Raw genomic sequence first — 8,873 nt, forward strand, 5'->3', positions numbered from 1 at the left:
ACGGTTTTTAATAAAGACAGCAGAGAACAGCTCACCGGCATTGGGTTGGAAGTATACCAGCAACAAAACGATCGCATTGAATCCTTACTGACCAAGCGAACATTCGGACACGGGATTATTCTTTCTACACTCAATTGGGATTTCAATCACCGATTGGTCATTACTAAGCCTGGTTTTCATAGCATGGAAGTAATCCTTACTAGGGAGGAAATGAAAGGATTGAAGTTGTTGAAAAAAGAATTTGAACTGGCCCCAGATGTATCTGTTCATTCTATTGTTTTGCCCATGATGCCTGATGAGATACAGGATGAACGGTTAGAAAATGTTTTATCTGATTTTGCCCCAGCAATTATCATCCCTACGGATACCGTGATTGAACGCACCAGTGCCAATAGAGACAAACCCAGGGTGATTGTGATTTATGAAGTCTTGCAAAATTCAGTTATTCGTCAAGAACCAAACGAGGCTGCAACATTGCTGTTGTCGGTCCCAAAAGGGAGTCGGCTCGAGTTATTGGAGAAAACCAATGCACTGTGGTACAAAGTACGTTTTCGCGATTTTGTTGGGTTTTTACCTACGCGGATGTTGCGCCCTTAGAAATGAGCCATTGCATAAATAAAAACCTACACAGATCATGCAGTAAGTTGAACTTCAAGATCATTCCCTTTGATTTCATGGATCACACCTTTATTTTTGTTATGAATTTTTTTTACACGATAGAACACTGTAAATTTTACTTCTTCGGGGGAAGCAAGCGCTTCCCCCAGTTTTTTCTGAATATTCATTCGTTGAAACTATTTCTTTCCGAATCTTTTTGATACAGTAAGTTAATTTGCAAGCCGCTTGTGGTGCGAGCGGCTTTTTTGTGTCCAATTCCGAACAATTAAAAACATCTAAAATGTAGTCTTAAATGTGGATTCGTGTAGTGGGCCGTAATGAAATTCATATTCGTTTTATTTATACGCAACCGAGCTATTTTTGTATCTAATAATGAAGCAAGACAGATCAATCAAGTTTGCATCTGACTTCAAAGATAAATCAAACCCCAGTTTCAAAGATAAAGTGACTACAATCGACAGGGGCTGCGTGGTCAACTCATTTTTTTTATTTTCTCAGCTACAGCCATCAATAGAACCACGAACACGACACTGTAACCTTTGCTGTCAAGTTTACACAAGTTTTCCATCATGTTATGCATGAATTCATTCTTGTCCAAGCCAGATTCTCATGAATTTGGTTTGGCTGGAGTATTGTATCGGCAAATTTTTTAGTTAAATTCTTATAATTGAAATGTAAATATATTGCTGTTTTTTATGTAGTTTGATTGAATAAAAAATGTAAGCAATAGGTTTATCGTACACCGCTCAATACATTCAATTAAAATATAATCTACATTTGGCTTAATTGTAGAAATTGATACATAAGTACCAGTCTTCAAGGATTATTTCTTCCCTGTGTTACACTAGACACTAAATGCGCCGTACTCAATCACGATAGAACTATGTGTTCAAGTGTGTAACTGTGGGTTGCCTTAAAATTTGGGCAACTCACCTTTCTAATCAAAGCGTTTTTACCATTATATTTTTTCCAAGTCTTTCGTCGTAGATCGTATCACAAGTGCTTTCTGAAAAGCTAAATTTCAAGCCTTGCTCAGCGCAAGGCTTTCTTTACTTTTTATGTAGTCTTTTTTGAACCATTATGTAGTTCTGAGTAATTTCTGCGTTGACTTTATTTACTCGTATGAGATCGTTTTAACTTTGATTGCCATCGTTTTTGCAACCGGAATTAGTATGAAAAACATGAAAAAGAAATCTATCTTCTCTCAGAAAATCTTATTGGCACTTTGCCTATTTGTGCTTCTGGCATCGTGCCAAAATTTGAGGAAAGAACACAATGCCAGGGTTCAAATTTACCAGCGGGCCATGGATTACAATGATTATGCTTCTGCGGCTAATGCGTTGCTCCAAATGCTAAGCTCTGGAGCAAATATAGAAACCAGGCAGTGGCAAGACAGTCTGGCCTATGTGTACATCAAAATGGGCAATTACGTAGCCTGTGAAGCTTTGTGTACCGAGCTGGTTGACCAGGATTCGTTCAGAACTGAAACCATGGAGATGCTGGCTCTCAGTCAGCGCAACCAAAATAAACTCATCGAGGCCGCGCAAACCTACCAGCGATTGGTGCCAAAATCGAAAAACGTTCACCATTGTTATATTCTGGCTCAAGTGCAGTTTGAATTGAATCGGTTTTCTGAGGCACTCTCCACTGTACAAATGGCCATGCAACTTCCCCTGCGGCCAGATGATTGGGTAGAGGTATACATCAATGACAATCAAGTTCAGCGTGTACCTATCGAGGCCGCCTTGGCTCAACTGAAAGGGCAAGTCCTGCAAGCCTTGAATCCCGTCAAAAACCATCTACTGGTCAAAGAAGCTTACGAGTTGGCACTAGCAGTATCTCCCGATTTTTGGATGGTAAAACAAAATTTGGCCAGCTTTGAACAGTAAGTCTGCTGAACAGAAGTGTTTTTATTTCTGCGCCTGCACGCTTGGCATTAAAAATGTGGCAGGCGCTACTGATTTAATGTAGTCAAATGGCCTTCAATGGATAATTGTTGGTAATTTCTACCAGTGGCTGTAATATTGTGCATCGGAAGTGGGAAGTAAATAAAAGTACGCAAAACTTCAGGAACAGGTAAGATTCCTGTAAATCCGCTCCCACAGGAGCATAAAACGACCACCCCAAAAGTAAAAGTGATTATGATTCATATGGCGAGTTGTCTTCTTGGGGGGAGGCAGCTCTTTTTTTTGCTATTACCAGACTGCATGTTGTTGTATTTCTCTGCTTGTACTAGAAAAAATGCCTCAACAAAAAAAGGTGAAGAGTTAGGCACTCTTCACCAAAATCAATATCTCACAAAAAAAAAATACATCTTATCTACAGGGTATTTTCGATTAAAAACTTCGCAACACCTTATATGTGGCTGGGAAAAGTTGGATGCGTTGGTCGCTGGGGGAAAGTCCCGAGTCGACTGATTGAAGAATTTTGCACACAAAATTTTCTATCCCTGTCCAAATCCGATGCAATTTTAAGCAAGAAAATTCACTTCGAAAAGGTTGAAGCACAATGTTAAACCCTACCACATTTCCTGATAAATTTTCACATGAAAGGATCATTAAGCTACATTTTAAATGTAGTATTTTTCCGAAATAAAAACATCCGCGCTGAATATTGAGTATCTTGTGTAAATTTGATGCCACTTAAAGCACGAAAAACAGTGTTCTGTTCCCAATTTTCACCTGATCCATCAAACATTTTCACTTACCCTTTGTTTGAGTTAGGATTGAAAACTTACGCATGTTTGTTAACTCATCTGAATCTTAACTAATCATCTTTCTTATTTTCCCAACGGTTCTGAATCTTATTTGCTAAGGATTGAAAAAAATCGCATGGATTTTCTACTTACCCTTCATTTCAGGTGGGTTGTATTTCTAGTGTGCATGTCAGTCAAAATGAGCGCATCATCAAATGGTTCCAATATATTATTGGATGCAACTGATGACCACCCGCAGGAGTGTGTGGGCACACGTATACCAGAGGAGCACGATCAGAAGCATCCCTTAGCCTTTTGCGCTTGTCGCTTTTTGGTGAAGATGGATCATCAGTTGTTTCCAGTAGCGGACACCGGTCAATCAACATTTTCGGAGCGCCCGCCACAATTCACTTCTGTACCCCTTCAAATAATGCTGAGAACGAAGGTCAATCCCGCGGATAAACGCCTGTTTTTGCGCAGGCAAAATGTAGCACCAATGCCTCATCACCGCTGCAATGGCCCGGCAGAATGTATGATGCATCGCGAGTTGAGCTTTGCGTTTAGGGTAAGCATTTATCAATTGTTGGTGTTTTGGCTTCCAGGAGGACTAATCGCTGCAGGACTGGTTGCTTATGGATTCCGCAGGTTTCGAACCGAACTATTCCGGCGAGAGTTCAATTTTCGACGGGAAATAGTAGGGGATCTGCACGACAACCTGAGCAGTAGGCTCTACGCCCTGCGCATATTGTCCAGCCAAGTGGCCAACCCAGCGGCATCGGCAGAAAAGCAACAGGAGCGAACGACCCGCCTGAGCGAATTGGCATTGGACTGCATGCAAGTCATCGGCAACATCATTTGGTCATTTGATCCAAACCACAACAGTTTAGATACGCTGGTTGCCAAAGTCAATAACTTTACCGAAAAAGCCATCAGTCCCCTGGTTCCGGTTGAGTTGAATATGCTTAACCCTAAAAAAATGCAGACCAAGGTCATTCGGCCTCAAACCAATCACCTGTTGTTGATGATTTTTCAGGAGTTGTTGACCAATATCATCAAGCATACGGAATCGATAAAAATCCGCATCGACATTTACAGCAAGGAAGACCAACTGGTGGTCAATATTCAAAATTATTTTGAAAAACCACCCACTACCACGCTGACCAAGCCCCAGGATGCAGATGAGCATTATGGGTTGGACAACCTTTCAAGCCGACTGCTAAAAATCAGAGGAGAGTTGGATTTCAATCAAACCTCCAATGCGCAGTATTTTTACTTGATGATTCCCATGAAAACTTAGCAACGCAAGAAAATTAACTTCCCGATTTTGGGTTTTGAATAAGAAGTCGAACGGTTCATTTCAAGTGAGCTTCCTATTCAAAAGCGGCTAAAAAAATCGGGAAGTAATTTTTTGCGGCATACTCAATAGATTATTTCCACTGCAAACCAATACAACAACACACCTATGTTTAACATTGCCATTATCGAAGATTGTCCAGTTCTCCGCAAAGAATTTTCGGAGTATTTCACGGAGTCGGAAAAGATTGACTGCGTGTTGGCGGTTGATACCGTCGAAAAATTTGTCAAGTACCACCGCGATTTTTTGAAGATCGACCTGGTACTATTGGACATCATCCTTTACGACAAATCAGGAATAGATGGGATTCCCCTGATCCGCCAACGCATTCCAGAGTCAAAAATCATTATTTTCTCGGTGTTGGATGACGAAGAAGCACTTCTCCAGGCTTTAAGCTATGGCGTAACCGGATTTTTGAACAAAAACATCAGTCCGGCAGAATTGGAAACAAAGCTTGTCTACGCGCTGGAAAACGATGAAACGCCGCTGAGCCCGGTTGCAACCCGGCATTTGGTCAATTACTTTCAACCTACGGCAATTACCTCTCAATGGGATCTTAGCCCACAGGAACACAGCATCATGCGCATGATCGCCGATGGGATGAGTTATCAGGCCATTGCTGATTTATTGTCGCTGAGTATCAATGGTGTACGCTACCACGTCAAAAACATCTACAAACAACTTGGGATCAACAGCCGCCAGCAGCTCAAGAGTATTCTAAACCAGAGGAAAAGCCAGGAAAATTAACCACGGTCAATTCATCAGAACCATACTTCCACCCACTTCCCCTTTTTCACTACTGGATATGTGCCAGGCTGAACCACCAATGCCTCCAATTGGAGCGCCAGGGTAAGGTCAGCTTCGGCGATCCAGGTATCGTTTACTTGAAACCAGTCGTTGCTGAAATGCTTTTCCCAGGTAGCTGCTGAGATGTTTGCCCGCAACAAACGCAATAGCAGCTTATGTCGGTTATGGTCAAAATGGAACTGACCCACTGTGTGAGCACAAGAGCAGGTTCGGGCTGACCCAGTGACTTTGGCCACTACATATACCCTGCAAATACCATGGCCACTACATTTCTTTCCCGGATCACCAAAGACCACCTCTGCGTCTATGGTTGTAATGTTGTTGTAAAGATAGTTGACTTTGTGGTCGAATAATTGATGGACGGTCGTGGTCATAATTGAAAGTTGGAATTGTGTTCTTTTGAGTTAAATCACTTTAAAATAGAAGTTTAAGCTAAGGTAAAAGCGCGCATTCGTATCCAATAATATTTAGTTTTTAATTCATACGCACTGCATTTCACGTGTAGTATGAACAAAAAAAATACGTACAGTAATTATTTTCATGTAAAATACATTCAACATGTAGTTGGTCTCACAAATAGACCAACGCGAAATAACTTAGGTGTACTCCTTATATTTTTACATTGAAAAATTAACATATGTAAAAATGGTTTTTATTCTAATTGGGGTTGAAATTTTAACTTTGGCTTTTCTTACTCGAAGCATGCAACTTAAGCATGTAAACTTCATCAATCAATTTAGAGGGCAAATTGCAGCGGAACTGCAACGAAACCTGGATAGCCGTTTGCACGAAATTAAAGCCATTATAGACCAGCAAAACAATCCGAATCTGCCCAAGGGCAGGCTTAAACCGCTGACTACAAATTTGAAAGCACTCACAGAAAGCTCTATTCTGGCATCCCACAGCCTATTGTGGTCCTTGAATCCATGCAATAATACCTTGAATGATTTGGTAATCAAGTTGATGGATTTTTGTGTTGCCAACATGGTTTTTCGCGCACCTTTGCAAGTTAACGCTTGCTTGACCGACCAGTCGCTAAAGGAAACAATGAATCCTATGAATGCCAACTTACTCTTGGTAACGGTACAGGAAATCCTTCTTTTCATGCAGCAACATACCGAATCTGAACAAATCAAGATCGCGATTCAACTCAAGAAACGACAGCTTGAAATTGGCATATACAATGCTTATGCCCTCGTGCCGCCCACCAAATTGCCCCCATTGGCAAGTGATCCCACCGTTCGAGAAATGCTTGAAATCGATAAAAGAGCAAAACGCTTCAATGCGTTTGGTGGTTCCTTTTTGTATGCTGAAGACTTGGAAGGGCAATCTTGCCAGATGTACATTTCTTTGCGGTGAGCAGTTGATGCTTGCTGAGTGGAGTTTAAAATAAAAGGTGTAAGCCCTGTCTTTCCTTGCTGTAAAAAAAAGTTGTACAGATGGATCAACAAGAAACACAGACGAGGACTTACACATTGAAAATTCCCAAAACCGAATTAAAATTAACTCCAAATAAATCCCATTAATACAATCCCATTGAAAAACAACTGGTTAATAGTACAAATATATAGGGATAGTGTAAAAAAAGTCCTACTACAAATTTAAACCAGGCAAGGCTACATTTCTTAAAGGCCAGATTGCATAAAACATGTTCATACCGTTATTGTACGGTGTTTTTCCTACATGTATTTTTGGTTGCCGGTCTTATAAATGTAGTGTCTTTCCAATTGTCTACAAAGACTATGTACTCCTCGAGCTTTTGCGTTTCTTTATCAAAAGTTATTGAAAAACGTGTTACATACAGTGTTTCACCTGTAGAAAATAGATAACAGTATTTCAAGTACTGCCTACTCCCAAAATAGGCGATTCATTGTTTGAATTGCTTCTGTAAAGTCTATAAAGGTCGTTTTTTTTATAAGATTACAATTTGTAGCCGCTCTTCGAAATTAGCTCGAAAGCGGCTTTTTTTTGTCAAAATCCGATTAAGAGATTATTTATCATTAATACATTATCATTGGGATTAATGTACCCTTTTTGTGTTGCGGTTTTTTTAGCTTTCATTTAGTACTATTTCCATGGCAAATACCTGGCTGTTTCAACGAATTCCAACAGAATTCAAGGCTGATTTTCAATACGCTTTAGCAATTTATAACGTTCGGGTGCTATTGGTAGCAGCGATTTGGACTACCATCAACCACTTGGGCTTTTTATGGGTAGACTGGCAACGGTACCAGGAAGGATTGTTTGAACAAGTTCCTGCTTACCGCTGGCTTTTTTACAGCAATACATCGTGGTGGCCAATTTTAATTATCCCCATCAATTTGGCCTACAACTGGCTCCGTATCAAAAATAGAAACTATCCCCTTCAACAATTGGTTTGGAAAATAGACTTGACAGTGTTCTTTCACGCCATCAGTGTTGCAATCCGAATTGTTTTGTTGGGAAAACATCCCCTTGCAGAAGTATACCATACCTATTTACTGTTGTTGTTTATGGTTTATCTTTTTCGCATGGACATTCGGAGGCGCATTCTCCTGATTTCTATTCCGATGTGTATAATTTTATTGAATTACTTAATCAATTTTCAGGATTCAAAACTCACCACGGTATTCATTTATTATTTCTCTTCCGCATTTTTTGTGCTTACGATTTCCAGCATTTTTTATGATACAGTGATCAAACAGTTGTTGGTCGAAAAAGAACTGGAGCAGCAAATGGTTCAATTAAAGGAGCAAGCCGATGTTATTGAAGCACAAAAATCAAGGATCAGCGATGAATTGGAAATGTCCAGACGCCAGCTCACTTCTACTGCCCTGATTATGGCGGAAAAACAACATTCAGTTGATTTACTAAAAACCGAAGTCTCCAGTTTGGATGAAACTGCCCCAATATCAGGGCTTGCGAAAAAAAAACTCCTTAAAATCATTGATCAAGCTGCCAATGTGGAAGATGAATGGGTATTTTTCCGGCAACAATTCGAACTGCTGGAACCTTCCTTTTTCAAGAATATCCTGCACGATTTTCCTGCACTTACTCAGACTGACTTGAAGATATTGAGCCTGATCAGGATGAACGTCGACTCCAAGGAAATTGCCACTATTCTCAGAATCTCTATGCAAAGCACTCATAGCGCCAGGTACCGCCTGCGCAAGCGCCTGGGGTTGTTGGAAGAGGAGAGTTTGGAAAACTTTGTATTGACCTACCTGAGCTGAAACAAAACAACTCCGCGTTTTATGTGCGGGTACGTCTCTCAGGGCTAAAAGTAAGTTGGAGCTAAAAAAAAGAGCCGTTTCCATACCGGAAACGACCCACAAATTATTGAAACATTAGCATTTTATCCCAACAAATAGATTTTTGTACTTCATTTATTAGGATTTATTTTTTGTCACTTTTATTCAG

8 protein-coding genes are annotated in these 8,873 nt (G+C 40.4%); 6 read left to right on the top strand and 2 right to left on the bottom strand.

The window, feature by feature from the left end; genetic code table 11:
• A partial coding sequence (locus ABW391_RS24000; protein WP_353484440.1) for an SH3 domain-containing protein occupies positions 1–597 on the top strand: 597 nt, incomplete at its 5' end.
• Between the two features lie 35 nt (positions 598–632).
• Here ABW391_RS24000 and ABW391_RS24005 read toward each other — a convergent pair.
• Positions 633–785: a hypothetical protein gene (locus ABW391_RS24005; protein WP_353484441.1), complete on the bottom strand. Its 153-nt coding sequence runs from the start codon at positions 783–785 to the stop codon at positions 633–635.
• A gap of 1,014 nt (positions 786–1,799) precedes the next feature.
• Between ABW391_RS24005 and ABW391_RS24010 the strand changes: the two genes are divergently transcribed.
• The 3 genes from ABW391_RS24010 (at position 1,800) to ABW391_RS24020 (ending at position 5,414) form a co-directional block, all read left to right on the top strand.
• Positions 1,800–2,507: a tetratricopeptide repeat protein gene (locus tag ABW391_RS24010; protein WP_353484442.1), complete on the top strand. Its 708-nt coding sequence runs from the start codon at positions 1,800–1,802 to the stop codon at positions 2,505–2,507.
• A 1,236-nt stretch (positions 2,508–3,743) separates the two neighbouring features.
• Entirely contained in the window at positions 3,744–4,610 is an 867-nt protein-coding gene (locus ABW391_RS24015) for a sensor histidine kinase (protein ID WP_353484443.1), read from the top strand.
• Positions 4,611–4,775: 165 nt separating this feature from the next.
• Positions 4,776–5,414 carry a response regulator gene (locus ABW391_RS24020; RefSeq protein ID WP_353484444.1) on the top strand — a complete coding sequence of 213 codons (639 nt, stop codon included), beginning with the start codon at positions 4,776–4,778 and terminating at the stop codon, positions 5,412–5,414.
• A gap of 14 nt (positions 5,415–5,428) precedes the next feature.
• On the opposite strand, the gene ABW391_RS24025 is transcribed toward ABW391_RS24020, so the two are convergent.
• Positions 5,429–5,848: a hypothetical protein gene (locus tag ABW391_RS24025; protein WP_353484445.1), complete on the bottom strand. Its 420-nt coding sequence runs from the start codon at positions 5,846–5,848 to the stop codon at positions 5,429–5,431.
• A 328-nt stretch (positions 5,849–6,176) separates the two neighbouring features.
• Here ABW391_RS24025 and ABW391_RS24030 point away from each other — a divergent pair, with 328 nt between their 5' ends.
• Together ABW391_RS24030 and ABW391_RS24035 are read left to right on the top strand one after the other, a co-directional pair.
• Positions 6,177–6,833, top strand: a complete 657-nt coding sequence (locus tag ABW391_RS24030) for a hypothetical protein (RefSeq protein ID WP_353484446.1) — start codon at positions 6,177–6,179, stop codon at positions 6,831–6,833.
• A 716-nt stretch (positions 6,834–7,549) separates the two neighbouring features.
• On the top strand, positions 7,550–8,686 hold the full coding sequence (locus ABW391_RS24035) for a helix-turn-helix transcriptional regulator (protein ID WP_353484447.1): 1,137 nt from the start codon (positions 7,550–7,552) through the stop codon (positions 8,684–8,686).
• Positions 8,687–8,873 lie beyond the last annotated feature (187 nt).

This window comes from Haliscomenobacter sp. (assembly GCF_040403615.1).
GTDB lineage: Bacteria > Bacteroidota > Bacteroidia > Chitinophagales > Saprospiraceae > Haliscomenobacter.